Below are 25,661 nucleotides of genomic sequence, written 5' to 3' on the forward strand. Positions count from 1 at the left end.
GGGTTACCGTAGGGGCATGCGCGTGCAGGTTATCGCCGAGACGCAGTTCACCCCACCGGCCGACGTCCACTGGACCACCGATACGGACGGTGGCCAGGCCTTGGCGGAGTTCGCCGGCCGAGCCTGCTACCAGAGCTGGTCGAAGCCGAATCCGGCCACTGCCACGAACGCTGGCTATCTGCGGCACATCCTCGATGTCGGACATCTGTCCGTGCTGGAGCACGCCACGGTGACCATGTACGTCACCGGGGTTTCCCGCAGCCTCACCCACGAGCTGGTCCGGCACCGGCACTTCTCCTACAGCCAGCTGTCCCAGCGTTATGTTCCAGCGCGCGGTGCCGCGGTGGTCGAGCCCGGCGTCATCGCCGACGATCCTCGGTTGCACGAGCTGTTCACGGAGGCCACCGCCACCGCCCTGGACGCCTACGAAAGGCTCCTCAGCGGGCTGGAGAAGCACTTCGCCGACGTGGCGGTACCGACGTCCCGGCGCAAGCAGGCCAGACAGGCCGCTCGCAGCGTTCTGCCCAACGCCGCCGAGACCCGGATCGTGGTGACCGGGAACTACCGGGCGTGGCGGCACTTCATCGCCATGCGGGCGAGCGAGGCGGCCGACGTCGAAATCCGGGCGCTGGCCATTGCCGCGCTGCGTGAGCTTCAGCGGGTCGCCCCGAATGTTTTCGGTGACTTCCAGGTGACCAGCCTGGATGATGGAACGGAGATCGCCGTCAGCTCGCTCGCGGGGGAGGATGATGCATGACCATGCCCCTGGGGAGTTCCTGAACATCCTGGTGGTCAACGCGGGGTCGTCCAGCCTGAAGCTTCGGCTGCTCGGGCCTGATGACAGCGTGCTGGCATCGGTTGATCTCGACGTGCGGGCGGGCCAGCCGGAGCCGGCCGGGGTCCGCGCCGCCATCGGTGGCCTGGCCCGTCTCGGTGCGTCCGGCGTACCCGGCGCGGTCGGGCACCGGATCGTGCACGGCGGCACGGCGTTCGTCGATCCGGTCGTCGTCACCGACCCGGTGGCGGAGGAGCTGCGCGCGCTGACCGTACTGGCACCACTGCACCAGCCGGCGGCTCTGGCCACGCTCGCCATGGTGCGATCGGCACTGCCGGACGTCGTTCAGGTCGCCTGCTTCGATACCGCGTTCCACGCTCGGATGCCGCCGGCCGCGGCTACCTACGCGGTGCCGGCGTACTGGCGCGAGCAGCTCGGTGTGCGTCGCTACGGTTTCCACGGCTTGTCCCACGCCTATGCGTCCCAGCGGGCCGCGGTGCTGGCCCGGGGCAGCCGGGTGGTCACCTGTCACCTGGGATCGGGAGCGTCGCTGGCCGCGGTGCGCGATGGTGCCTGCGTCGACACGACCATGGGGTTTACCCCGCTGGACGGTCTGGTGATGTCCACTCGTTCCGGCGCCGTCGACCCGGGCCTGCTGCTGTGGCTGCAGACATCGGCCGGCATGTCCGTGGATGACCTGACCGACGCCCTGTTCCATCGGTCGGGTCTGTCCGCGCTTGCCGGCACCGGGGACATGCGTACGGTCGTCGACCGCGCCGCTGCCGGTGACCCCGACGCCTCGCTGGCTCTCGCGGTCTACCTGCACCGCCTGCGCGCGCAGATCGCGGGGATGGCCGCGGCTCTCGGCGGGCTCGACACGCTGCTGTTCACCGGCGGGGTGGGGGAGCGTTCCGCGGTGGTGCGTGCCGGCGCAGTGGCGGGGCTCGGTTTTCTCGGCGTGGCTGTTGACCCCGAGCGCAACGCGGCCCACACCGGCGCTGGCCACGACGGCACCGCCTGGGGCACCGACCGTGGCACCGAGCCTGCTTCCGGCACGGCCGAGGCCGACATCACCGCTACGGGTTCGCGAGTCCGGACACTGGTCGTCGAGGCACGCGAGGACCTGGAGATCGCTCGCGGCGTCCGCGAGTGCCTCGCCATGCGGCGACGTTGACGAAACACAACGATGACCGGCACTTTCATGCCGGTCTGAGCGGTTCGGGTATTGTCACTCGCCGTGGCTACATCGCCGCCCGCCGGACCGGGTAACCCTGGCCAGGGCAATGCTGGGCGTTGGCGACAGTGGACCCGCCGTGACGATCGTGAGACCGCGACTTTTATTGATCTCGCTGATATCGATGAGATCACCGCGACCCTGCTGGCCCCGCCCGTGGAGTACGCGGGTCTCCGGCGCCGGGTGGTGGATCAGTTCACCATCCTGAGCGCGAACCGCTGTCTGCTGCAGCGGTCGGTCAACTGGGGTCCGCTGGACCCGCTGCTGACCGCTGTCGCCGGTCCGCGCGGCTTGCTCACCCGTACCGGCGGCCGGTTACCTGACGAGGTTTCGCTGTTGCTGCCGATCTCGACGATGCCGAAACGGGCGCTGGTCGCGTTCAATCTGCTCGGGCCGGGCGGCTCGGACGCCCACCTGATGCCCTATCCGGCAAGTATAACGACTCAGGGTAATCTCATTTACCGGCTGGCGGAGCGTATTGGTCATCCGCCGTCGGAATCGTCGCGTTTCGTCATCGACGCGATCTCCCGGTTCCGGCCGGGCCGATTCAGCGGTAACCATCCAGGACTTGTGCCCAGACGCGGAGTGTCACTCAGCACGCGGGCGGTATGCGAGTATCTCAACAAGGAGGCGGAGCTGGGCGTCTCGGAGGCGACGGTGCGGTCGTGGGCCGCCATCGTCGAGGCCGCCGAGGTCATCTTGTGCGAGGCGTTGGCTGAACCGCCCGATCTGCTGAGCAGCGCTGACAATCTGCTGCTGGCCGCGGGGGAGCTACGTCGTGATCTTCGTGTGCCCGGCGACATCGACGTGGCCGGCATCGAGTCGTACCTGCACGATTTCGTCGCCTGGATCCACGTGTTGCGCGCCGCCGGCGCCGCGGCCGTCCCGGTGCTGTCGACGGTTGCCGAGTACGGCCGGCGCTGGGAGGCGCTTGCGGCGGTGACGCTTGATCCGTATCGGCCCGCTCTGATCAAGATGCAGGAGGAGCGGCGGACGCTCCTGGACCGGTGGAGCCCGTTGCGCGGTGGTGATCAATCATTATGGAACTGGCTTGTCAACCCGGTCGCATTGGTAGATCTTGATCCGGGCGGTCCGGGAAGCTACCACGTCAGCGTGGGGACCGATGACACGAGCATTGAGATCCGTCATTCGGCCGTGATTGACTTGTACAATCAGCCTGTCGAACGTATGTTCGTAGAAGACCTTCAGCGGAACCGTGAGGTGTACGCGTACTACACCACCGACGCACGCCGTCCGGCGCGCGCGAAGCTGCTTGTGGGGCTCAGCGTCTCGCGCGACGTCTCGAGGGTGAACCTGGCAATCCTGATTTTGATGATCCTCACGGTGGGGCTGTCCGTGCTGCCCTTCCGCCTGGATACCAATGCGGTGGCTGTAGTGGCGGTACCGTCGTCGTTTGCGGCCTCTCTGCTGCTGACCCGGGAGCGCAGCAGTCTGGCGGCGTGGGTGCTCGAGCCTTTCAAGCTCGCGCTGCTCGTCCTGTTGGTGGCCTTGGCGGTCACGGCTGGCGCGCGGGCCGCGTTTGGCTGGCACACCACCGCGTAGCGGCCGAGAGGGTAAACTGATCGTCGACACCAGGACGGGATGGTTGGCATGCCGAAGAACTACGGTCAGGGTGTGGGTGTTGACTCCTGGCGTGCTGGTGGTCTGCGCGGCCTTGTCCGGCTCGGCCGGATCGAGTTGTGGACCAGGCTAGATCGCAACATGCTGCGCCCGCCCGAGGGCCTGCCAGCGGCTGGCCCGTCATTATCGCGCCGCCGCCATCATCGGGATGCCGACGACTTGGCGTAGTCCTATCGTCGAAGTTCCTCAGACGGACGTTGCCTGACAGGGCACTACGAGCGTCCGGCAACAGGGGTGTGGATCAAGGAGTGGGGTTGGGGTGCGTGCATCGGAAGGCGGCGGAGGGAGCCACCGGAGGTGGTGGGTGGCGACCGACGAGCCGGGGTGCCCGTGCGTCGCGCGGCGATGGATGGACAGCGATGCGGTGAGGCGCGTGCTCCAGCTCCGCGGCCCCGCGTCCCCTGTTGCCGGTCGCTCTACGGCGTGTTTCAGAAGTCGTCGTTCGGCCAGGGAGCCGCGTCCAGGTGGTTGCTGGCAGGGCCGCGGGCCGTACCGATACCGGATGAGTCGTACCGGTACGGCCGAGAACGCGGCCAAGGGCCGCTTGGACGTAGCGAGCCGGACAGATGACTTTCGAAACACGCCCTAAGGTGACCGACATGTCAGTGTTGCCCCGAGCGCCCTTCGGCCGCATGATCACCGCAATGATTACTCCGTTCACCGCGGGTGGCAAGCTTGATCTTGATGGTGCCGCCGTGCTCGCGAACCATCTGGTGGACGCCGGCAATGACGCTCTCGTCGTCAATGGCACCACCGGGGAAGCGCCTACCACATCTGACTGGGAAAAGAAAGAGTTGTTGCGGGCGGTGGTCGCGGCAGTTGGTGCCCGTGCCGCGGTAATCGCCGGGGTGGGCACCAATGACACCCGGCACACGGTGGAGCTGGCCAGTACGGCGGAGAAAGCCGGTGCGCACGGGCTGCTGGTGGTGAGCCCTTACTACAACAAGCCTCCGCAGAGCGGGCTGTATGCGCATTTCCGGGCTGTCGCGGACACTACCGGGCTGCCTGTGATGATTTACGACATACCTGGCCGTACCGGTGTATCGGTGGCAACGGATACGCTGGTACGGCTCGCCGAGCATCCGCGGATCGTGGCGGTCAAGGACGCTAAGGACGATCTTGAGGCGTCGTCGTGGGTCCTTGCCCGTACGGGTCTTGCGTACTACTCCGGGACGGAGATGCTCACCCTCCCGTTGTTGTCGGTGGGTGCCGTCGGGGTGGTGAGTGTCGTCGGGCATGTCGCCGCCAGCCGGATCCACGCGATGATCAACGCTTTCGACGCAGGTGACGCTGTCCGTGCTCGTTCTTTGCACATGGGTCTGCTTCCGGCGTACGAGGGCCTATTCAGGAACCAAGGTGTGATCATGACGAAGGCTGCTCTCAACATGGCTGGACTGCCCGCCGGAGGTGTCCGCCTGCCCCTGGTGGACGCGACCGACGACGAACGCGAGCGATTGCGCGTCGACCTCGCCGCGGCCGGGGTTGACCTTTGCGTGGACGTGAACGCGACGGTGGGGTCCGCGTGAGCCATCCCCATCCCGGGCTGGGAACACCGCCGCCGCTGCCCGCTGACGGTCTGCGCATCGTCGCGCTCGGGGGGCTGGGCGAAATCGGCCGCAATATGACCGTGTTCGAGTTCGATGGCCGGCTGCTCGTCGTCGACTGTGGGGTCCTGTTCCCCGAGACGGACCAGCCTGGTGTGGATCTGATCCTGCCTGACTTCACCGCCATCCGGGACAGGCTCGACGCGATTGACGCGGTTGTCCTCACCCACGCCCATGAGGATCACATCGGTGCCGTGCCCTACCTGCTGCGCGAACGCGGCGACATTCCGCTGGTGGGTTCCCGGCTCACCCTTGCGCTGACCGCGGCCAAGCTCGCCGAGCACCGCATCAGCCCGACCATGATCGAGGTCCGGGAGGAGCAGGTCCGCGGCTTCGGCCCGTTCACCTGTGAGTTCTTCGCGGTCAACCACTCCATTCCGGACGCGTTGGCGGTCGCCATCCGCACGCCGGCCGGCCTGGTGCTGCACACCGGCGACTTCAAGATGGACCAGCTGCCCCTTGACGGCCGGCTGACCGATCTCGGTGGTTTCGCGCGGCTTGGCCGGGAAGGCGTTGACCTGCTCCTGTCCGACTCCACCAACGCCGAGGTGCCGGGCTTCGTGACCTCCGAGCGGGAGATTGCGCCGGTGCTCGACGGTGTGTTCCGGGATGCCAAGAAGCGGATCATCGTCGCCTGCTTTGCCAGCCACGTACACCGGGTCCAGCAGGTTCTCGACGCGGCGGAGGCCCATGGCCGCTCGGTGTGCTTTGTCGGGCGGTCGATGGTTCGTAACATGGGGGTAGCTCGTGATCTCGGGCTGCTGCGGGTGCCGGCCGGTCTTGTGATCGATCTGCGGGACGTCGGTGCGTTGCCGGACCGCAACATCTGTCTGATCTCGACCGGGTCGCAGGGCGAGCCGTTGTCGGCTCTGTCCCGGATGGCCAACCGCGACCACGCCATTCAGATCCAGGCTGGCGACACAGTGGTGCTCGCGTCCAGCCTGATCCCCGGCAACGAGAACGCGGTCTACCGGGTGATCAATGGTTTGGCCCGCTGGGGTGCCAAGGTCGTCCACAAGGGGGTGGCGAAGGTGCACACCTCCGGCCACGCTCCCGCCGGTGAGCTGCTCTACGTCCTCAACGCGACCCGACCGTCCAACATGATGCCGGTGCACGGCGAATGGCGGCATCTGCGGGCACACGGTGCGCTCGCGGAGGCCACCGGAGTACCCGCGGACAGGGTGGTGCTGGCTGATGACGGCATGGTTGTTGATCTTGTTGACGGGCAGGCGAACATCACCGGCGTGGTTCCGTGTGGCTATGTCTACGTTGACGGGCTCGCGGTTGGCGACGTTGGTGAGCCAAGCCTGAAAGACCGCCGCATCCTGGGCGAAGAGGGGTTTATCACGATCATGGTCGTGGTCGACGCGGCGTCCGGGAAGGTCGTGGGTGGCCCGGAGCTGTCGGCTCGGGGCTTTTCCGACACTCGTGAAGCCTTCGAGCAGGTTCGCGGGCTGGTCACAGACGCGTTGGCGGAAGCGATGCGGTCGGGAACGGTCGATGTCGGTGTGCTCCAACAGCTGGTGCGCCGCACCGTCGGGCGTTGGGTCAGCGACACGTACCGACGTCGCCCGATGATCATTCCGGTTGTTGTCGAGGTCTGATCCGGCCGGGGGCGACGCGCCCGGAAGGTCGTGGTTGCCCGATGTCATGCCCACAGACCGGTACCGTCGTCGGGTGGCCACGCGGGCAGGTGGCACGCGCGCGCGTGCCCAGAGCAGGACAGCGGTCCCCCGCGCCGCGCCCGCGCGGCGTCCGCCAGCGAAATCCCGGTCGAACGGAAAGCCGAGCGGAAAAAAGAAAGCTCCCGCGAAGGCGCCGCCACGCACGCCTGGGAGGCCCTTCACACTGCTGATCGTCCAAAAAGCGATCAGGTTGACGGCGCGTCTCTGGCTCACCGCGGCCGCGTTTCTGGGCAGCCTGGTGCGCAGGAGCGGCCGTGGTGCCCGCGACCTGCGTATCGACAAAGCCCAACAGCGGGATGGCGCGGCGCTTGCCACGCTTGGTGCCACTGTCCTCACGGCGGCGGCGGTCTGGTTTCACGCGGCCGGGCCGGTCGGCCGGGCCATCTCCGCGGTGCTGCACTTTCTGGTTGGTGTGGGCGCGGTGCCGCTGCCGTTGTTCGGCCTGGGCGCGACCTGGCGGCTTGTCCGCAGTCCCAGCGATCCGGACAGCCGAGGCCGAGTGCTGATCGGTTGGGCCGCGCTCGCACTGGGCGCGTTGGGAATCGTGCACCTGGCGCGCGGAGTTCCGGACTTCGCCGCCGCTGACAACGCCATGGGACGGGCGGGCGGGCTCGCGGGGTTCCTCGCCAGCTCTCCACTGGCTGGTGCGGTGACCGCCTACCTGGCGGCTCCGCTGCTGCTTCTGCTCAGCCTGTTCGGCGTTCTTGTGATCACAAAGACGCCGATCCGTGCGGTCCCTGACCGGCTGCGGGAGCTGTGGGACACCCTCCTCATCGACGATGCGCCCGCGGATGCCGAACGCGATGACCGCTCGGGCGGGGGCCGGGCGGCGCCTGTCGCGGGACGGCAGCTTGTGGACGATCTGCTGGGGGTCGCCTCGGCTGGGGAGGCCCCAGTCGAGGCGGGACGCCGGACGAACCGCGGGCGCCGCGCCCGAGAAGCGCCCGACCCGGACGTCTTCGACATCGACGCGCCGACAGCCCATGCGGTGCCTGACGATCCGGTGCCCGCGACGGGCACCACACGCAGGGCACCGAAGGTGCGGGACAGCGGATCGGTGCCGGCTCCGCTGCCCGACCCAGCCGCGGTGAAGCACTTCGTGGCGCCCACGGCGGATGCCACTACAGAAGGTAACTACACGCTGCCATCGCCGGCCCTGCTGCAACAGGGAACACCGCCGAAGGTGCGATCGGCCGCGACGGACACTGTGATCGCGTCGCTGACGGATGTGTTTTCCCAGTTCCGGGTGGACGCCCGGGTGACGGGCTTCACCCGGGGGCCGACCGTGACCCGTTACGAGGTGGAACTCGGCGCCGCGGTGAAGGTGGAGCGGATCATCCAGCTGACCAAGAACATCGCGTACGCCGTGAAGAGCCCGGATGTCCGGATCATCAGCCCGATCCCGGGCAAGAGCGCGGTCGGCATCGAGATTCCCAACACGGACAGGGAACTGGTCTCACTCGGTGACGTCCTGCGCAGCGACGAGGCGACCGGCAACCCGCATCCGCTGTTGGTGGGCCTCGGCAAGGACATCGAGGGCGGGTATGTCGTCGCGAACCTGGCGAAGATGCCCCACATCCTCATCGCGGGCGCGACCGGTGCCGGCAAGTCGACCTGTATCAACACGCTGATCACAAGTGTGCTGGCGCGGGCCACTCCCGATCAGGTGCGGTTGGTGCTGGTCGACCCGAAACGGGTCGAACTGACCAGCTACCAGGGGATCCCGCATCTGATTACGCCGATCATCACGAGCCCGAAGAAGGCCGCGGACGCGCTCGCCTGGGTTGTCAAGGAGATGGAGAACCGGTACGAGGATCTCGCGTCCTGCGGGGTTCGGCACGTCGACGACTTCAACCGCAAGGTCAGGTCTGGGGAGATCGTGGCGCCGCCGGGCTCGGAGCGAGTGTACGTCCCGTATCCGTACATCCTGACGATCGTCGATGAGCTCGCCGACCTCATGATGGTGGCCCCACGGGATGTGGAGGACGCGATCTGCCGGATCACGGCGATGGCGCGGGCGGTCGGGATCCACCTGGTGCTGGCGACGCAGCGCCCGTCGGTGGACGTGGTGACTGGGCTGATCAAGGCGAACGTGCCGTCGCGGTTGGCGTTCGCAACCTCGTCGCTGGCGGACAGCCGGGTCATCCTCGATCAGGCCGGTGCCGAGAAGCTGGTTGGACTTGGTGACGCGCTGTTCCTGCCGATGGGTGCTGGCAAACCGGCTCGCATCCAGGGCGCGTTTGTTTCCGAGGAGGAGATAGCGGCAATCGTCGCTCATACCAAGGAACAGGCGGCCCCGGCGTTTCGCGCGGACGTGTTTGCCGGCGGTGCTGAGTCCAAGAAGGAGGTCGACGAGGACATCGGCGACGACCTTCAGCTGTTCCTTCAGGCTGTCGAGCTGGTGGTGTCCACCCAGTTCGGGTCGACGTCGATGCTCCAGCGCAAGCTGCGGGTGGGCTTCGCCAAGGCGGGCCGGTTGATGGACCTCATGGAGAGCCGCGGAATCGTCGGGCCCAGCGAGGGCTCGAAGGCTCGGGATGTGTTGGTTGTGCCCGACGAACTCGAGGGTTTGCTGACAACGTTGCGTAATGGATAGTACGAGCGCCCGGTAACAGGAGGTGTGGACCAAGGAGTGGGGCTGGGGTGCGTGCCCCGGCCCCGCGACGCCGCGTCCCCTGCTGCCGGTCGCGCTGAGCGTTCTGGATCGGCTGTCGGCTGTCGGCTGTCGACCGTAGACTCGGCTCTACTGCCGATCTGACCGGTGCGGAGGTTGGCCATGCGGTCCGGTGCTGGCGTGGGCGCGGCGCTTGCCGCGGCGCGTGGCGAACGGGGCATGTCCGTTGCCGAGGTCAGCGCCGGGACCCGTATCCGCGTGACGCTGATCCAGCAAATGGAGAACGAGGACTTCACCGGATGTGGTGGTCCGGTGTATGCGCGCGGTCATATTCGGAGCATTGCCCGCATACTGATGCTTGATCCGGAACCATTGATCGCCGAATATGATCAGACCCACGGCCGGCCGCCCGAGGGGCCGGTGCTTCCGCCTCGGGGGTTCGATCCACTGACCACCAAGGGCGGGCCTGGCCGCCAGGGCTTCCGCCGAGGGCCGGCGACGGTTATCTCGCTGCTCTCGGTTTGTCTGCTGGTCGGTTTGGCCATTCTGCTGGCTCCGAGCGGGTCCGGACGTTCCACCGATGTCGTTCCGGGCGCGGCAACCACCACTGTCACACCATCGTTGCCGGCTGGGACCATGCCGGCCCAACCGGCCGTTTCCACCCGGCCGCCGACGGCTCCCGCGGCCGGGGTGAGCGTTCTCGTGGCGGTGCGCGGTGATCCGAGCTGGCTGGAGGTGCGAGACGAGAGCGCGCGGGTGCTGCTGCAACAGATCCTGCAACCCGGTGACAGCCGGACGGTCACGGCAGCCCGTTCCATGGAGATCAAAATGGGCAACGCGGGAGCGGTCGACGTGTCATGCAACGGCCGGAATCTGGGGCCCAGCGGGGGCCCCGGCCAGGTTGTCACCGTCCGTCTTGGCATCGGCGCTTCGGGAGACTGCACTGTTGGTAATCCGATGTCCCGGTAGCCTGACATCGTGCCCGATCGCCCCGCCCGTCGCGTCGCTCTGATCACTTTGGGATGTTCCCGTAACGATGTGGACTCCGAGGAACTTGCGGCGCGGCTCGGCGCCGATGGCTGGAGCGTGGTCGACGATCCGGCCGGAGCCGATGCGGTGGTTGTCAACACCTGTGGTTTTGTCGAGGCTGCCAAAAAGGATTCGATCGACACCGTGCTCGCCGCCGCCGACCTGCGTGATAGCGCCGACGGCCCGCGTGCGGTGGTCGCCGTGGGCTGTCTGGCCGAGCGCTACGGCCGGGAGCTGGCCAAGAGCCTTCCGGAGGCGGACGCCGTCCTGGGATTCGATGCCTATCCGGCGCTGGGCGCGCACTTGGACGCGGTGCTGCTTGGTGAGACGCCGAGCGCACACATCCCGCGGGACCGGCGGACCCTGCTCCCGATCACTCCGGTGGACCGGCGGCAGGCCGATCGTCGATCGCCGGCGCCGGGATCGGCCTCAGCGGTTCCGCGGCACCGGCTGGCCGGTGGCCCGGTCGCTCCGTTGAAGATCTCCAGCGGATGTGATCGGCGCTGTGCGTTCTGCGCGATCCCGGCGTTTCGTGGCTCGCATGTCTCCCGTCTCCCGCAGGAGGTGCTGGCCGAGGCCGAGTGGCTGGCCGGTCAGGGTGTGCGGGAACTCGTCCTGGTCAGTGAGAACTCGACGTCCTACGGGAAGGATCTGGGGGATCTGCGGGCGTTGGAGAAGCTGCTTCCCCAACTGGCCGCGATCGACGGCGTCGTGCGGGTCCGCGCTGTCTATCTTCAGCCGGCGGAGATACGTCCGTCGCTGCTGGAGACGATGCTGACGACACCGGGGGTCGCTCCCTATCTCGATCTGTCGTTTCAGCACGCGAGCCCCTCGGTGCTGCGGCGGATGCGCCGTTTCGGCGGTGCGGACGCCTTCAGCGACCTGTTGGCGCGGGCCCGCGCATTCGCCCCGGAACTCGGGGCGCGTTCGAACGTGATCCTCGGTTTCCCCGGCGAGACCCGGGCGGACGTGACGATCCTCGAGCGTTTCCTCGTCGACGCGGACCTCGACGCGGTCGGGGTCTTCGGCTATTCCGACGAGGACGGAACCGAGGCGGCCAACCTGCCTGACAAGGTCGCCCCAGCTACCGTGCGCCGGCGTCAGCAACGCGTCACCGACCTGGTGGAGCAGCTGACCGCCGACCGGGCCGAGCGGCGGATCTCCTCGGTCGTCGACATTCTGGTAGAAGAGGTCGCCGATGGAGTGGCCCACGGGCGGGCCGCTCACCAGCAGCCCGAGGTCGACGGAGCATGCACTGTCGCGCTGCCGGCCGGGCCGCTCCGGGACCTTCGAGTGGGGGATCTGGTGAGTGCCAAGGTGGTGGCGACGGAGGGCGTTGATCTGATCACTGATTTCGTCGACGTCGTTGATGCCGTGTCAGGGTGAGCGCACCTGAGCCGGGTGCCGCTGTCAGCCGGATGAACCTGGCCAACGCGTTGACCGTCGTGCGGCTTGCGCTCGTTCCGGTCTTCGTGCTGTTGATGTTCGCCGCTGGTGGTCACGTCGCCGGCTGGCGGGTGGCCGCCTTTGCCGCGTACGCGATCGCGGCGGTCACCGACCAGGTCGACGGGTACGTCGCCCGAAGCCGGAGCATTGTCACCGATTTCGGGATCATCCTTGACCCGATCGCGGACAAGGCGCTCACCGGTGCCGCGCTGGTGTCCCTCTCGCTGCTGGGCGAGCTGCCGTGGCTGGTGACCGCCGTGGTCGCGGTCCGGGAGATCGGCGTGACGCTGCTGCGGCTGTGGGTGATCAGGCGTGGTGTGATAGCGGCCAGCCGCGGTGGCAAACTGAAGACTCTGTTGCTTAACTGCGCGATCGGTCTTTATGTGCTGCCGCTGGCAGGCGCGGGTGCTTCGGTCCGGGCGGTCATGCTGGCTCTCGGCGTGCTTGTCGCGGTCGTCACGGGTCTGGACTATGTGGGCCGGGCACTGGCCTTGCGGCGGCGGCCGGCGCGGCTCACCGACGAGGTACTGGAGGACAGCGATGCGGGTTGAACTGCTGGCCGTGGGGGACGAACTGCTCTTTGGGGACATTGTCAACGGCAACGCGGCCTGGCTGGGGCGGCAGCTCGCCGATGTGGGCGCGCTGCTGAGGATGTCCACAGTGGTGGGTGACGATGTCGAGATGATCGCGACCAGGATCACCGAGGGTCTTGGCCGTGCGGACGCCGTCATCCTGACCGGTGGGCTGGGGCCGACTCAGGACGATCTGACCCGGGAGGGAATCGCCCGAGCGGCCGGGGTGGGCCTGCGTCGGGACGCCTTTCTGGAGGCGATGCTGCGCCGGCGCTTCCGGGCGCTTGCCCGGGAGGGCCCCGCCGCCGGCAGCCAGGCGCCGGAGATGAACTACCGGCAGGCGGACGTGCCCGAGGGCGCGGAGCCGTTACCCAACGAGGTGGGCACGGCGCCCGGCATTCGTATGAAGATCATGGATGGTGTGGTCTACGCGATGCCCGGCGTTCCGCACGAGATGTACCCGATGTTCACCGAGTCGGTCCTGCCGGACCTGCTTCGCCGGGCCGGGGAACCCGCGGTTGTGGTACATCGGGTGCTGCGGACAGCCGGCGTCTGGGAGTCGGTTGTTGCCCAGGCCCTCGCCGGGGAGATCGACCGGCTCGCCCCGATCGGCAACCCCACGATCGCTTTTCTCGCCAGCAACGGCCAGACCCGAATCCGGATCAGTGCCCGTGCCGGCGACAGGGCCGCAGCCTACAAGATTATTGAACCCGTCGAGGAGGCGGCGCGGATCGCTCTCGGCATCGCGCTCTACGGCGTCGACGACGACTCGTTGGAGGGGACCGTCCTGCGCCTGCTCGCGGACCGGGGGGAGACGCTCGCGGTTGCCGAGTCGTTGACAGGCGGTCTGCTTGCGGGGCGGCTCACGGACGTCCCGGGCGCGAGCGCGGTGTTCCGGGGAGGCGTGGTCACCTACGCAACCGACGCCAAGGCGTCGCTGCTCGGCGTCGACGCCGAGCTCCTGGCCACCAGCGGCGCGGTGTCGACGCAGGCGGCCGAGGCGATGGCCGCGGGCGTCCGGGACCTCCTCGGGGCAACCCACGGGCTCGCCGTGACCGGTGTGGCCGGCCCCACCGAGCTGGAGGGCAAACCGGTCGGGACGCTGCACATCGGTATGGTGGGGCCGTCCGGCGCGCTGACCAGGTCCGTTCAGCTGCCCGGGGACCGTCCACGGAACCGTGCTTACGCGGTCGTCCAGGCATTGGACGCTCTTCGGCGTACCCTGGCAGTTCACCCATGCCAGCCGGGATGAATCGTGGACGCGGATTGCTTACATAGTTACATTCGTATCAACGGCCGGCCATCCCGGTGGACGACAGGTATACGGTAAGGCCCAGCCTGAGGACGAAGGAGGAGGCACGATGGTCCTGCTCCGACGCATGCTCGGCGAGGCGTTGCGCCGCCGCCGTCAAGATCAACATCGGACCCTCCGTGAGGTGTCCTCTGCCGCGAGAGTCTCGCTCGGATACCTGTCCGAGATCGAGCGCGGGCAGAAGGAGGCGAGTTCGGAACTGCTCGCCGCGATCTGTGCCGCGCTCGGTGTCCGTCTCGCCGACCTGCTCCGTGAGGTAAGCGACGACCTGGAGCTCGCCGAGTTCGCCGTTGGTGGGCCGGCGCGGGTTGGTGTCCCGATGACGGGTATGCCGCCGATGACGGGTATGCCCGCACGCGGCGGTACATCCACCGCAGTGGTGGAGCGCGCCGCCTAGGGCCTGTCTGATGGATGTTGGTCGATGCGATCATCCATCCGCGCGGTCGAAGATCGATCAGACACGCCTTGGCTTCGCTGCGCAGCGTTGGCGTGGGACGATTGGTGCATGGCGAACGTCGTCCGCAAGTTCTACCGCTACCTGTCGGCTTCGGCGAACCGGAAGCTGGACGAGAAGGCCGATCCGCGGGTACAGATCGATCAGGCGATCACCGAGGCCCAGCGGCAGCACCAGGCGCTCGTAGGCCAGGCCGCCGCGGTGGTGGGCAACCAGCGGCAGCTGGAGATGCGGATGGCACGTCAGATCGATGAGGTGGAGAACCTGGCCGACTCCGCGCGTCAGGCCGTTATGCTCGCGGACAAGGCCAACGCGAGTGGTGACGCGGTCGCCGCTGATCGTTACGAGCAGACAGCCCAGGCCTTTGCCAGCCAGCTGGTAGCCGCGGAAGGTTCCCTGGCGGAGCTCAAAGGCCTCCACCAGCAGGCTTCCTATTCGGCCGAGCAGGCCCGCCGCGCCGTTGAGGACAACACCATGCGGTTGCAGGGACAGCTTGCCGAGCGCGCGCGCCTGCTGACCCAGATCGAGCATGCCGCCATGCAGGAGCAGCTGAGCAAGGCCCTCGACGGAATGTCCCAGCTGACTCCGCCAGGTGACACCCCGACGCTGGCGCAGGTCCGCGACAAGGTCGAGCAGCGCTACGCGGTATCGCTGGGACGTCACGAGCTCGCCTCCCAGGGCGTGGAGGCCCGGATGCTGGAGATCCGCAGGGCGGCGCTGGACGCGAAGGCGTCCAAGCGCCTGACCGAGATCCGCACGGAGCTGTCCGCCGACAAGGGCTCGCCGGACCAGCTTCCGGACCGACGGCCGCCGGACCAACTGCCGCCGGACCGGCCTTCGCCGGACCAACTGGAGCCCTGACGGGATGCTCGTGAGCTATCTGCCGGACCGGCTCCGCGCCGACATCGAACGCCAGCGCCTGATACGCGGTGAGCAACGGCTCGTTCGCGCTTATGACCGACGCCGGCGGCGGGCAACGCGGTCCACCCGGCTGTGGGCCGGGGTGGCCATCGCCGCGCCGACGATGGCGGTGCTGGAGGGCAGCTGGGGGTGGCTGGTGGTGGGAGCCGGCGCGTTGGCCCGGGCTGGCCTTGCCTGGCGACAGGCGCAGCTCGCCGCATCGTCGCCACCGCCGGCTCTGCCGCTGCTGTCACGCGCACGACTGTCTGGATCGGCCGCGGCGGAGCCGATGCAACGTGGTGAGGCGGCCATGGCCGCTCTTACGGCGATCATGCGGGCGTCGCCGCCGGGACCCGCGGCCGAGGCGGTCCGCACGGCGATGGCATCAGCCGCGGCGGTGGTGGACACCCTCCGGAATCGGGCACAGCGAGTTCTTGCGTGCGAATCGGCGGCCCGGGTGGTCACGGACGTCGATCGTCGGGCCGAGATCATATCGACGGTCTCGGAGCTGGTGGGCTCGATGAACGCCGGGGTGCGGGCGTTGGACAACATGTTGGCCGCCGCCAGCGACCTGCTCGCCTCGACGGTGTCGACACAGCTGACGCCGGGGCAGCTCGACAGTCTTGACCGCCAGACCGCCACGCTGCGTGCCTTCGCTGAGGGTATGCGCGATCTCAAGCGCTGACTCATATGCGGCGGTGAACCAGCTCTGGGCGGGTCCTGGGGACGGCGTGAGCCGGGATCGGGGCGGCCGTGTTCGGAGTCTGCCTCGCCGGTCCGACACACTGAGAGGCGTGCGACTGACCGAGTTCTGGGCGCGGATGAACAAACAGTTCGGTACCGGGTATGCCGAGTCGGTTGCCCGCGACCATGTGGTCGCCAGACTCGGCGGGGTGACGGTGCACGATGCCCTCGCCCGTGGTGATGATGTCAAGGATGTCTGGCGGGCTGTGTGCGACGAGTTCGAGTTACCCGCGCACGACCGTTGACCGGATGCACGGCGTGTTGACCATGATGTCGAACGAATGTTCGGCTATCCTGGATGGCAAGCGTCCAGGTCCGCCAGGGCCGCTGACGGCGGGAGAAGGCCATGATCGCGTCATCCGCGGCCGTTCGGTTGTCCACAGATCTGGCCCGGCGCTCGAAACTGTCGGACCTGCCCCCTACCGTCACCAACGTGGCCAAGACTCGACGACCTCAGCCTGGAGTGACTCCCATGGCAGGACTCGACCGTGAGAAGGCGTTGGAGAACGCTCTCGCACAGATCGACAAGCAGTTCGGCAAGGGCTCGGTTATGCGGCTCGGTGACGAAACCCGTCCACCGATCCAGGTCATCCCAACCGGTTCCATCGCGCTGGATGTGGCGCTCGGCATCGGCGGGCTGCCACGAGGACGCATAGTGGAGATCTACGGTCCGGAATCGTCTGGTAAGACGACCGTCGCTCTGCATGCGGTCGCGAACGCCCAGGCCGCCGGCGGGATCGCAGCCTTCATCGACGCCGAGCACGCGCTCGACCCCGACTACGCGACCAAGCTCGGGGTCAACACCGACGCGCTGCTGGTCTCCCAGCCCGATACCGGTGAGCAGGCACTGGAGATCGCGGACATGCTCATCCGGTCCGGCGCGATCGATATCATCGTCATCGACTCGGTGGCCGCTCTCGTGCCCAGGGCCGAGATCGAAGGTGAGATGGGCGACAGCCATGTCGGCCTTCAGGCCAGGCTGATGTCTCAGGCGCTGCGCAAGCTCACCGGTGCTCTTTCGCATTCGGGCACCACCGCCGTTTTCATCAACCAGCTCCGCGAGAAGGTTGGTGTCATGTTTGGTTCGCCCGAGACGACTACGGGTGGAAAGGCGCTGAAATTCTATGCGTCCGTGCGACTGGATGTCCGTCGCATCGAGACCCTGAAGGACGGTACGGATGCTGTGGGTAACCGAACCCGCGTAAAAGTTGTGAAGAACAAGATGGCGCCGCCGTTTCGGACGGCTGAGTTCGACATTGTCTATGGCGGTGGTATAAGCCGCGAGGGCTCCCTCATTGACATGGGGGTTGAACACGGCATCATCCGCAAGTCAGGGGCTTGGTACACCTACGATGGTGATCAGCTGGGGCAGGGCAAGGAAAACGCTCGTTCTTTCATGCGTGATAATCCCGACATCGCGAATGAGGTCGAGAAGCGAATCAAGGAAACGCTCGGCCTGGTGCCGTCGATCGACGCGGATCAGCCGTCAGCCGATCTCTGAGTTGATCTTTTTGTCGATCTTCGGGCGACGGGAGATCATGGTCGGTGGTGACGGCTGTGGATCGTGATCGAGGAGAAGGTGCGGACTCGATGGGCAGGGCGCGGGAGATATGCCTGCGCCAGCTTGAAACCCGTCCGCGAAGCCGCGCGGAACTGGCCGCCGTACTTGATCGTCATAGGATTGATCAAGAAGTGGCCGAGGTTGTGCTGAACCGCCTGGCCGAGGTGGGTCTGGTGGACGACAGGGCGTTCGCTGCCATGCTGGTTTCCTCTGCCCAGGTGAACCGTGGCCTCGGTCGGCGTGGTCTTGCTCACGAGCTGCGGCGCCGAGGAGTGGATCCGGAGATCTCGTCGGTGGCGCTGCAGGCCGTGGACGGCATCGACGAGGAGGCCACCGCGCGGAGTCTGGTACGACGCCGGCTGGCAGCGATGGACGACCTGCCCGTACCGGTGCGGGCCCGGCGTCTGGCCGCGTTACTCGATCGTCGTGGCTATCCCGCGGACCTGGTGCTGCGGGTGGTCATGGAGGAACTGGAGGGGAGCATGGAGGACTAGTGGGCGCCGCTGGAAGTTCGTCCAGGGTCTGCCGGCGCCAGACGGTGCCTCGCCTCGTTGTCGTCGGCCCAGGTAGAACACCGCTACCTGGGCCTTCTCCGCCTCACGATGCATCCGTCTGTCATCCGGCACCCCCCGAACAACTTCCAGCGGCGACCACTAGCATTTCTTGACCGTTCGAGAGCCGCAGACCTACTCTCACCGAAGGTGAGAGGGCTCCCGCGGTGACGCGGTTCCGATAGCGTGAAACAACTTCACACGAGGGTGGTTGGCCCGGATCGCGATGTCTGTGGACGTCGTCGCGTTCGTTTGGGCTCAACCCGGCTGTCCGCAACGACACGGGTTGAAGTTTCGGAACGGCCCGTTTCGTGGGCCCCTCGCCGCTCCGGCCCGCTAGTTGCGGGCCATGGCCGGCAGCGGGAGGAGGACCGATGGGTGTTCTCCTCGCTGTGCTTGGGGCCTGCCTGCTCGTGGGTTTGGTGGTCATAGCCGTACTGCTCGTTCGGGTATTGGGCTCGGGCGCGCTGACGGCGCATCGTCCCGGTACAGATCATGAGGAGTCGGCCGGGCTCCTTGACGCCCAACAGGCGGAGCGGGATGGCGCCGAGCTGCTACGCCGGGCTGAGGAGGGGGCACGGGCGGTGCAGGAGCGGGCGGAGGCCGAATCCGTGTTGCGGGCCTCCCTTGTTGAGGCGGAAGCACGCGAATTAGGCCGCAAGTCGGCCGAGACGTTCCGGGCGCAGGCCGAAGCGGAGGTGCGGCAGCTGCGATCCGAGCTCCACGCGCAGGATGCTCGGCTCGTCCAGCGCGAACAGCGCCTGGAGGTTCGCGCGGCCGTGATTGATGAGCAGGCACGCGAGCTCGAGACCCGAGATCGTGATCTTGCCGCTCGAGAAATTGATCTCGCCAGGCGTCGGGCTGAGCTTGTTGATCTGGAGGAGGAGCGTCGCCAGACGCTGGAGAGCGCGGCCCGGCTCACCGCGACCCAGGCGCGTGCCGAGCTTGTCAAACTTGTCGAGGCCGATGCTCGTCGAGATGCCGCCGTGCTCGTCCGCGATATTGAGGCGCAAGCTCGTGAGCAGGGCGAGGACCGGGCTCGGAAAATCGTGACGTTGGCGATTCAGCGCGTCGCCGCGGAAGCGACCACGGAATCGGTCGTTTCTGTGCTGCACCTGCCCAACGACGAGATGAAAGGCCGCATCATCGGCCGCGAGGGACGCAACATCCGCTCGTTCGAGTCGGTCACCGGGGTGAATGTCATTATCGATGACACGCCGGAGGCGGTCCTGTTGAGCTGTTTCGATCCGGTGCGGCGTGAGGTCGGGAAAATCACCTTGGAGGCCCTGGTCTCGGATGGGCGTATTCATCCACACCGCATTGAGGAGGAGTACCAAAGGGCTAGGCGTGAGGTTGAGGCTCGCTGCGTCCGCGCTGGCGAGGACGCGCTTATGCAGACCGGGATCGCGGAGATGCACCCGGAGTTGATCGCCCTGCTCGGACGCCTACGGTATCGGACCAGCTATGGCCAAAACGTTCTCGCGCACCTTGTCGAGTCCGCCCATCTGGCGGGGATCATGGCAGCTGAGCTGCGGCTGCCACCAGCTCTGGCCAAGCGGGGAACGCTGCTGCACGATCTTGGCAAGGCGCTGACCCACGAGGTGGAGGGCAGCCATGCCCTCATCGGTGCCGAGATCGCCCGCCGTTACGGTGAGGACGAGGAGGTGGTGCATGCGGTCGAAGCGCATCACAACGAGGTCGAGCCGCGTTCGATCGAAGCCGTTCTCACCCAGGCCGCTGACCAGATTTCCGGTGGGCGACCAGGTGCTCGCCGGGAGAGCCTGGAGTCCTACGTCAAGCGCCTCGAACGCATCGAGCAGATCGCCGCTGGGCGTCCGGGCGTTGAAAGGGTGTTCGCGATGCAGGCGGGTCGTGAGGTCCGGGTGATGGTCGTCCCGGATCAGGTCGATGACATTGCCGCCCACATGTTGGCTCGTGACGTCGCCAAGCAGATCGAGGACGAGCTGACCTACCCCGGTCAGATCCGGGTCACCGTGGTCCGGGAGACCCGCGCCGTTGAGGTCGCCCGCTGATCCGCCCTACCATGATCGATGGGAGGGGGCAGCGGTGTTTCGTCATCCTGGGCGGCGAGGTCCTGCGCGCACGCACCCCGCCGCTGACCCGGGCCGCGACGGCATTGGGGCTGGCGGACCAGGAAGGTCCGGGTTGCGCACCGTAGGCTGGCTGCGTGAGTCCCCGCAGCTATCAGGTCCGGACGTTTGGCTGTCAGATGAACGTCCATGATTCCGAACGCATCGCCGGCATGCTTGAGGCCGCTGGTTACGTGCCAGCTGAAACCGGCGTTGACGTCACTCCTGATCTGGTGGTCTTCAACACGTGCGCGGTGCGGGAGAACGCAGACAACCGGCTCTATGGCAACCTCGGCCAGATGTTCCCGGCCAAGCAGCGTCACCCGGGAATGCAGATCGCCGTCGGCGGCTGCCTCGCGCAGAAGGACCGCGGGCTGATCGCCGAACGCGCGCCCTGGGTGGACGTCGTCTTCGGGACGCATAATCTCCACCGGCTGCCCGTGCTGCTGGAGCGCGCTCGGCACAACGCGGTGGCCGAGGTCGAGATCGCTGAAGCCTTGGAGGTCTTTCCCAGCGCACTTCCCGCCAAGCGGGCAGCCCATCATTCGGCCTGGGTAAGTATCAGCGTTGGCTGTGACAATACCTGCACGTTCTGTATCGTGCCGAGCTTGCGGGGCAGGGAGACTGACCGTCGGCCCGGGGAGATCCTCGCCGAGGTCGACGCCCTGGTCGCCGAGGGTGTTCTGGAGATTACCCTGCTCGGCCAGAACGTGAACTCCTATGGCCGGTCACTGGGTGACCCGGGAGCATTCGCGAAACTGCTGCGTGCCTGCGGGACGGTTGATGGCCTGGAACGGGTCCGGTTTACCTCGCCGCATCCACGCGACTTCACCGACGATGTGATCGAGGCGATGGCGGCGACGGAGGCGGTCTGCCCGCAGCTGCACATGCCGTTGCAGTCGGGATCGGACGCGGTGCTGCGGCGGATGCGCCGTTCCTATCGGCAGGACCGGTTCCTCGGGATCGTCGAGCGGGTGCGGGCGGCATTGCCCCACGCCGCGATCACCACCGACATCATTGTCGGTTTCCCTGGGGAGACCGAGGCCGACTTCGCCGACACCCTGCAGGTGGTACGCGAGGCGCGGTTCGCCAGCGCCTTCACGTTCCAGTACTCCCAGCGAGCCGGTACCCCGGCGGCGACCATGGCCGGCCAGGTGGACCGGGCAGTCGTTCAGGACCGCTATGACCGGCTGGTGGCCGTGCAGGAGGAGATCTCCTGGGAGGCCAACCGCATGCTCGTCGGCCAGCGGGTGGAGGTACTGGTCGTCGAGGGCGAGGGGCGCAAGGATGCCGCCACCGGGCGACGGTCCGGCCGCGCCCGTGACGGCCGGCTTGTCCACCTGCGGCCACCGGCTGTTTCCGACAGCGCGGACCCAGGGATACGGCCCGGTGATGTGATCGAAACTGTGATCACCAGAGGCGCGCCGCACCATCTTGTGGCGGACGATCCGCCGCTGACCCATCGACGGACCAGAGCGGGTGACCTCTGGCAGATCGCGCGGCACACACCGAGCGATGTTGGGGAGGCCGGGATGACGCGGCGGCTGACCGACCTCGGTATGCCCACGCGCCACCGGTAATGCTGCTCGCGGCGGTGACCTGCCCGCATCCACCATTGCTCATTCCCGAGGTGGCGCGAGGCGAGCCGGTAGCTGTGCGAGAACCGGCAATCCAGGCTGTTCGTCGGCTGGTCGCATGGGACCCGGACCTTCTCGTGGTTGTCGGCGATGCCCCACGAACGGCGGCATATGCGGCCGGCCAGTCGGGATCCCTGACCGGTTTCGGGGTGGCCCGCTCGGTAGTGCTGGGACAGGCGAGCCAACCTGGTCAGCGATGCCCGGACCGGCCGACGTTGCCGTTGTCGTTGACGGTCGGAGCCTGGCTGCTCGAACAGACGGCATGGCAGGGGGACGTGGCCGGATTCGGCGTGAGCGCGATGACCGTCCCGCGGGAGGCCGCCAACATCGGCGTCACGTTGGCTCAACGTGCGGCCAGGGTCGCGTTCCTGGTGATGGCGGACGGCAGCGCGCGGCGGACGGTCGGCGCTCCCGGCGGCTTTGATGAACGCGCCGCGGCTCATGACGACACGGTGGCGGCGGCGTTGGCCGCGGCTGACGCGCCCGCGTTGCTGCGGCTCGAGCCCGCTCTCTCCCGTGAGCTGATGGCGGCGGGCCGTGCCTCGTGGCAGGTGCTGGCTGGCGCGAGTCTTGTCTCCAGGCCGAGTGACACGCACGAACGGTCATGGATATCTTACGCTGAGTATGTTGGTGCGCCTTACGGTGTGGGGTACATGGTCGCCTGCTGGAAATGGGGGAGTCGCTAGTAATGCTCTTGACGTCGACGGAACTGCCACCAGGAGTGCGGCGCTTGACCTGCGCGGGTCTGGCGGCGCTGCGAGCTGGCTCACCAGCTGATCCACCGGTCGTCCTGCTGCCCGGGTACACCGGGAGCAAGGAGGACTATCTGCTGATCATGATAGAGCTGGCGCAGGCGGGGTTCAATGTCATCGCGATCGACCAGCGTGGCCAGTACGAGTCGCCGGCCGCTGATCCGGAACGAGACTGCATGATCGAGGCACTGGCTGTGGATGTAGGGCGCGTGGTCGACGAGATCGGCCGGCCGGTGCATCTGCTCGGCCATTCCTTTGGCGGTCTGGTCGCCCGTGCCGCGGTCATTAACCGGCCTTCGGTCATGGCCAGCCTGGTGTTGCTCAGCTCGGGCCCCGCTGGCATCGTCGGCGCCCGCCGGATCGCGTTGCGAGCCATGCGGATCGTCTACGACCGCAGCGGTCGCGACGCGGTGTGGGCCGCGGTACGCGTCGCGGACACCACCGTCTATCCACCGGGTGGTTTGGAGTTCCTTGAGCGCAGGTTCTTCGCCAGCAGCGACATTGGCCTGCGGGTCATGGGTGAGCAGCTCCTTGACGAGCCTGACCGGGTCGGCGAGCTCGCGGCTGTGATCCGCGAGGCCGCCGCGCCTGTTCTGGTTGCGCACGGCATCGCCGATGACGCCTGGCCGCCGCATCTGCAGGCGGACATGGCCGCGCGTGTCGGCGCCCGCTACGAAGTGATCCCTGACGCCGCGCACTCACCCGCGACCGAAAATCCACCGGCTACCGCGGCGGTTCTGATCGATTTCTGGCGCGAGGCCGTCGGCCAGCGGGCGGCATAGCTATACGGGCGGTATAGCTATCGAGCTCGACCGGTCGGCTTGCCCATCCGTTTTTCAGGCTGGTTCGAGCTGGAACACGGCGAGCTGGGCGGCGAGGCCGACCGGTACCCGAGCCCGCAGAACGGTGCCGTCCGCTGTGTGCCCGAGATCGAGGACCTCGCCGTCGGCGTAGACCCGGGACACCAGATCCCCGCGGGCGAAGGGCACCAGCACACGCACGTCAACCGCGGGGTGCGGTACATGTTCGGTCAGCGCCTCCACCAGGGTGGTCAGGCCCTCGCCGGTGCGGGCCGACACGAAGACCGCGGTTGGGATTTCTCGGCGTAGCCGAGCCAGTACCTCCGGGTCAGCCAGGTCGGTTTTGTTCACCACGATCAGCTCGGGGACGTCACCGGCGTCGACGTCGTTGATCACCGTGCGGACAGCCGAAATCTGTGACATCGGATCGGGATGCGAACCATCGACCACGTGCAGGAGAAGATCGGCGTCCGCGACCTCCTCCAAGGTCGAGCGGAACGCCTCGACGATCTGGTGCGGCAGATGGCGGACGAAGCCAACGGTGTCCGCGAGGGTGAAGATCCGGCCGTCCGGGAGCGTGGCCCGCCGTACCGTTGGATCAAGCGTGGCGAACAGCGCATCCTCGACGAGCACGCCCGCGCCGGTCAGGCGGTTGAGCAGCGAGGACTTGCCGGCGTTGGTGTACCCGGCGATCGTGACCGCGGGTACACTGCTGCGTTGCCGTGAGGACCGCTTCGTCGCCCGGACCGTCTTCATGTCGGCGAGTTCCCGGCGGAGTTTGGCCATGCGCGCGCGCAGGCGCCGCCGGTCGGTTTCGATCTTTGTTTCACCGGGCCCCCGGGTGCCGATGCCGCCGCCGGACCGTGACATCGACTCACCCCAGCCGCGCAGCCGCGGCAGCATGTACTGCAGTTGAGCAAGCTCGACCTGCGCCTTGCCTTCCCGGGAGGTCGCGTGCTGGGCAAAAATATCCAGGATCAGCGCGGTCCGGTCGATGACCTTGACCTTTACGACATCCTCCAGCTGGCGCAGTTGGCCCGGGGTCAGTTCCCCGTCACAGACAACGGTGTCGGCGCCGACAGCGGCAACGACCTCGCACAGTTCCCGGGCCTTGCCGGAACCGACGTAGGTCGCGGCGTCGGGAGTGTCACGGCGCTGGACGAGCGCGTCCAGGATGACCGAGCCCGCCGTAGTCGCGAGTGCCGCGAGCTCGGTCATGGAGGTCTGGACGTCGGTGGCGGTCCCGGCGGTCCACACGCCGATGAGGACGACTCGTTCCAGCCGGAGCTGGCGGTATTCGACCTCGGTGACGTCGTCGAGTTCGGTCGTCAGACCCGGAACTCGGCGTAGGGCCGCTCGATCGACGAGATCGAGTCCCTCGCCGGTGGCGTCGAAGAACTGGTCGCGGATGGTGTCCTCAACGGCGGGAAGCGTCATATTTGCCCTTCTCTGACACACGGTTGCATCCGGATGGTCGATCCGTGCTCAGCCGGCACCGGCGGGGGCGCGCATCGGTACGGTGGCGGCGTGGCGGGACGTGGGGCGGGAAGACGCCGCGGATGGACCCGATCGCTGCTGCCACCGGTCTGGCCGGCCGCGGCCGAGGGCGATCATCCGGGCGTCGTCGGTGGGAACGGGCGGGCAGAACAGCCGGCCGGCGCCGCGGTCACAGTTCATCGCCGCCAACCTGGATGCGATGACGGCGCTGTCGACACCTTCTGCCGCCACCATCAGCCGGCGTCGGTGAGCCAGCGTAATGATCGAGGCCAGAACGGCTTCACCTTCCAGGTCCCGTTGCATCGCATGAAGGAACCGACCGTCGATCTTCACCATGTCCAGCGGCAGGACATCAAGAGTCGACATCGAAGCATACCAGGTGCCGAACCCGTCAACGCCGATCGCTGGCCCGAACGAGCGTAACTGGGCCAACAGGCGGGGGACCCCGATGTGCGCCAGCCCAAGAGTCTGTTCGGTGAACTCCAGCCCGAGGGCTCCCGGCGGCAGCCCCCGGCCACGCACGAGGTGTTCCACCTCGGCCGCGAAATCCGGCCGGATCAGCTGGTCGGCGGTGACGTTCACCCACAGGCGAGGTGGGCGGATCGTGGTCCCTGAAGCCATCTCGTGCCACGTCCGAGCCTCCGTCACAGCGGTCCGCAGCACCCAGCGGCCGACCTGTTCGGACAGGCCGGCCGCTTCGGCGACCGGCATGAACTGTGACGGGCGCATCAACCCACGATCGGGATGCTGCCAACGCAGAAAC

At 67.4% G+C, this 25,661-nt stretch carries 23 protein-coding genes; 21 read left to right on the forward strand and 2 right to left on the reverse strand.

Going from position 1 to position 25,661, the window contains the following annotated elements; translation table 11 throughout:
- Nucleotides 1-16: 16 nt before the first annotated feature.
- From thyX to MJ777_RS11905, 21 genes are all read left to right on the forward strand, one after another.
- Nucleotides 17-757, forward strand: a complete 741-nt coding sequence (gene thyX / locus MJ777_RS11805; RefSeq protein ID WP_239309937.1) for an FAD-dependent thymidylate synthase — start codon at nt 17-19, stop codon at nt 755-757.
- A complete protein-coding gene (locus tag MJ777_RS11810; protein WP_239347644.1) occupies nt 750-1,949 on the forward strand; it encodes an acetate/propionate family kinase in 1,200 nt (399 codons plus the stop codon). Before thyX ends, MJ777_RS11810 begins: the two co-directional genes overlap by 8 nt.
- A 63-nt stretch (nt 1,950-2,012) precedes the next feature.
- Nucleotides 2,013-3,572, forward strand: a complete 1,560-nt coding sequence (locus MJ777_RS11815) for a hypothetical protein (RefSeq protein WP_239347642.1) — start codon at nt 2,013-2,015, stop codon at nt 3,570-3,572.
- Between the two features lie 48 nt (nt 3,573-3,620).
- Entirely contained in the window at nt 3,621-3,818 is a 198-nt protein-coding gene (locus tag MJ777_RS11820) for a hypothetical protein (protein WP_239309934.1), read from the forward strand.
- Nucleotides 3,819-4,249: 431 nt separating this feature from the next.
- Entirely contained in the window at nt 4,250-5,176 is a 927-nt protein-coding gene (dapA, locus tag MJ777_RS11825) for a 4-hydroxy-tetrahydrodipicolinate synthase (protein ID WP_239309933.1), read from the forward strand.
- Nucleotides 5,173-6,858 (forward strand): ribonuclease J, encoded by a 1,686-nt coding sequence (locus MJ777_RS11830; RefSeq protein WP_239309932.1) that lies wholly within the window; start codon nt 5,173-5,175, stop codon nt 6,856-6,858. Before dapA ends, MJ777_RS11830 begins: the two co-directional genes overlap by 4 nt.
- A gap of 46 nt (nt 6,859-6,904) precedes the next feature.
- Nucleotides 6,905-9,535 carry a DNA translocase FtsK gene (locus tag MJ777_RS11835; protein ID WP_239376024.1) on the forward strand — a complete coding sequence of 877 codons (2,631 nt, stop codon included), beginning with the start codon at nt 6,905-6,907 and terminating at the stop codon, nt 9,533-9,535.
- A 180-nt stretch (nt 9,536-9,715) separates the two neighbouring features.
- Nucleotides 9,716-10,522 carry a helix-turn-helix domain-containing protein gene (locus MJ777_RS11840; RefSeq protein WP_239309930.1) on the forward strand — a complete coding sequence of 269 codons (807 nt, stop codon included), beginning with the start codon at nt 9,716-9,718 and terminating at the stop codon, nt 10,520-10,522.
- Nucleotides 10,523-10,531: 9 nt separating this feature from the next.
- On the forward strand, nt 10,532-11,968 hold the full coding sequence (locus tag MJ777_RS11845) for a MiaB/RimO family radical SAM methylthiotransferase (protein ID WP_239309929.1): 1,437 nt from the start codon (nt 10,532-10,534) through the stop codon (nt 11,966-11,968).
- The gene (locus MJ777_RS11850) at nt 11,965-12,579 is read left to right on the forward strand and encodes a CDP-alcohol phosphatidyltransferase family protein (RefSeq protein ID WP_370651570.1); all 615 of its coding nucleotides are present in this window, start codon (nt 11,965-11,967) and stop codon (nt 12,577-12,579) included. Before MJ777_RS11845 ends, MJ777_RS11850 begins: the two co-directional genes overlap by 4 nt.
- Complete coding sequence (locus tag MJ777_RS11855) at nt 12,569-13,852, forward strand: competence/damage-inducible protein A (protein ID WP_239309928.1); 1,284 nt, start codon at nt 12,569-12,571, stop codon at nt 13,850-13,852. The genes MJ777_RS11850 and MJ777_RS11855 overlap by 11 nt, the downstream gene beginning before the upstream one ends.
- 109 nt (nt 13,853-13,961) lie before the next feature.
- A complete protein-coding gene (locus MJ777_RS11860) occupies nt 13,962-14,309 on the forward strand; it encodes a helix-turn-helix domain-containing protein (protein WP_239347609.1) in 348 nt (115 codons plus the stop codon).
- Between the two features lie 108 nt (nt 14,310-14,417).
- On the forward strand, nt 14,418-15,227 hold the full coding sequence (locus MJ777_RS11865; protein ID WP_239309926.1) for a PspA/IM30 family protein: 810 nt from the start codon (nt 14,418-14,420) through the stop codon (nt 15,225-15,227).
- A 10-nt stretch (nt 15,228-15,237) separates the two neighbouring features.
- On the forward strand, nt 15,238-15,951 hold the full coding sequence (locus tag MJ777_RS11870; protein ID WP_239347608.1) for a hypothetical protein: 714 nt from the start codon (nt 15,238-15,240) through the stop codon (nt 15,949-15,951).
- A gap of 109 nt (nt 15,952-16,060) precedes the next feature.
- The gene (locus MJ777_RS11875; RefSeq protein ID WP_239309924.1) at nt 16,061-16,255 is read left to right on the forward strand and encodes a DUF3046 domain-containing protein; all 195 of its coding nucleotides are present in this window, start codon (nt 16,061-16,063) and stop codon (nt 16,253-16,255) included.
- A gap of 227 nt (nt 16,256-16,482) precedes the next feature.
- The gene (gene recA, locus MJ777_RS11880; protein ID WP_239309923.1) at nt 16,483-17,511 is read left to right on the forward strand and encodes a recombinase RecA; all 1,029 of its coding nucleotides are present in this window, start codon (nt 16,483-16,485) and stop codon (nt 17,509-17,511) included.
- A gap of 47 nt (nt 17,512-17,558) precedes the next feature.
- Nucleotides 17,559-18,065, forward strand: a complete 507-nt coding sequence (locus MJ777_RS11885) for a regulatory protein RecX (protein WP_370652709.1) — start codon at nt 17,559-17,561, stop codon at nt 18,063-18,065.
- 431 nt (nt 18,066-18,496) lie between these two features.
- The gene (gene rny, locus MJ777_RS11890) at nt 18,497-20,155 is read left to right on the forward strand and encodes a ribonuclease Y (RefSeq protein WP_239308861.1); all 1,659 of its coding nucleotides are present in this window, start codon (nt 18,497-18,499) and stop codon (nt 20,153-20,155) included.
- A gap of 197 nt (nt 20,156-20,352) precedes the next feature.
- On the forward strand, nt 20,353-21,792 hold the full coding sequence (gene miaB / locus MJ777_RS11895; RefSeq protein WP_239308860.1) for a tRNA (N6-isopentenyl adenosine(37)-C2)-methylthiotransferase MiaB: 1,440 nt from the start codon (nt 20,353-20,355) through the stop codon (nt 21,790-21,792).
- Nucleotides 21,792-22,535: a hypothetical protein gene (locus tag MJ777_RS11900; protein ID WP_239376026.1), complete on the forward strand. Its 744-nt coding sequence runs from the start codon at nt 21,792-21,794 to the stop codon at nt 22,533-22,535. Before miaB ends, MJ777_RS11900 begins: the two co-directional genes overlap by 1 nt.
- A 35-nt stretch (nt 22,536-22,570) precedes the next feature.
- Nucleotides 22,571-23,383 (forward strand): alpha/beta fold hydrolase, encoded by an 813-nt coding sequence (locus MJ777_RS11905; RefSeq protein ID WP_239376032.1) that lies wholly within the window; start codon nt 22,571-22,573, stop codon nt 23,381-23,383.
- A gap of 54 nt (nt 23,384-23,437) precedes the next feature.
- Here the strand turns inward: MJ777_RS11905 and hflX are convergent, their stop codons facing one another.
- Nucleotides 23,438-24,838, reverse strand: coding sequence for a GTPase HflX (gene hflX, locus MJ777_RS11910; protein ID WP_239308858.1), 1,401 nt, complete (start codon nt 24,836-24,838; stop codon nt 23,438-23,440).
- A 48-nt stretch (nt 24,839-24,886) separates the two neighbouring features.
- The coding region (locus MJ777_RS11915) for an EAL domain-containing protein (protein WP_239376028.1) at nt 24,887-25,661 on the reverse strand (775 nt) is incomplete at its 5' end.

The sequence above is a fragment of the Protofrankia sp. Cj5 genome (assembly GCF_917627405.1).
GTDB lineage: Bacteria > Actinomycetota > Actinomycetes > Frankiales > Frankiaceae > Protofrankia.

Coding starts and splice junctions, on each gene's coding strand:
- thyX (WP_239309937.1), top strand. CDS start 17: ATGCGCGTGCAGGTTATCGCCGAGACGCAGTTCACCCCACCGGCCGAC.
- MJ777_RS11810 (WP_239347644.1), top strand. CDS start 750: ATGCATGACCATGCCCCTGGGGAGTTCCTGAACATCCTGGTGGTCAAC.
- MJ777_RS11820 (WP_239309934.1), top strand. CDS start 3,621: ATGCCGAAGAACTACGGTCAGGGTGTGGGTGTTGACTCCTGGCGTGCT.
- dapA (WP_239309933.1), top strand. CDS start 4,250: ATGTCAGTGTTGCCCCGAGCGCCCTTCGGCCGCATGATCACCGCAATG.
- MJ777_RS11835 (WP_239376024.1), top strand. CDS start 6,905: ATGCCCACAGACCGGTACCGTCGTCGGGTGGCCACGCGGGCAGGTGGC.
- MJ777_RS11840 (WP_239309930.1), top strand. CDS start 9,716: ATGCGGTCCGGTGCTGGCGTGGGCGCGGCGCTTGCCGCGGCGCGTGGC.
- MJ777_RS11855 (WP_239309928.1), top strand. CDS start 12,569: ATGCGGGTTGAACTGCTGGCCGTGGGGGACGAACTGCTCTTTGGGGAC.
- MJ777_RS11860 (WP_239347609.1), top strand. CDS start 13,962: ATGGTCCTGCTCCGACGCATGCTCGGCGAGGCGTTGCGCCGCCGCCGT.
- MJ777_RS11865 (WP_239309926.1), top strand. CDS start 14,418: ATGGCGAACGTCGTCCGCAAGTTCTACCGCTACCTGTCGGCTTCGGCG.
- recA (WP_239309923.1), top strand. CDS start 16,483: ATGGCAGGACTCGACCGTGAGAAGGCGTTGGAGAACGCTCTCGCACAG.
- rny (WP_239308861.1), top strand. CDS start 18,497: ATGGGTGTTCTCCTCGCTGTGCTTGGGGCCTGCCTGCTCGTGGGTTTG.
- miaB (WP_239308860.1), top strand. CDS start 20,353: ATGAACGTCCATGATTCCGAACGCATCGCCGGCATGCTTGAGGCCGCT.
- MJ777_RS11900 (WP_239376026.1), top strand. CDS start 21,792: ATGCTGCTCGCGGCGGTGACCTGCCCGCATCCACCATTGCTCATTCCC.
- hflX (WP_239308858.1), bottom strand. CDS start 24,838: ATGACGCTTCCCGCCGTTGAGGACACCATCCGCGACCAGTTCTTCGAC.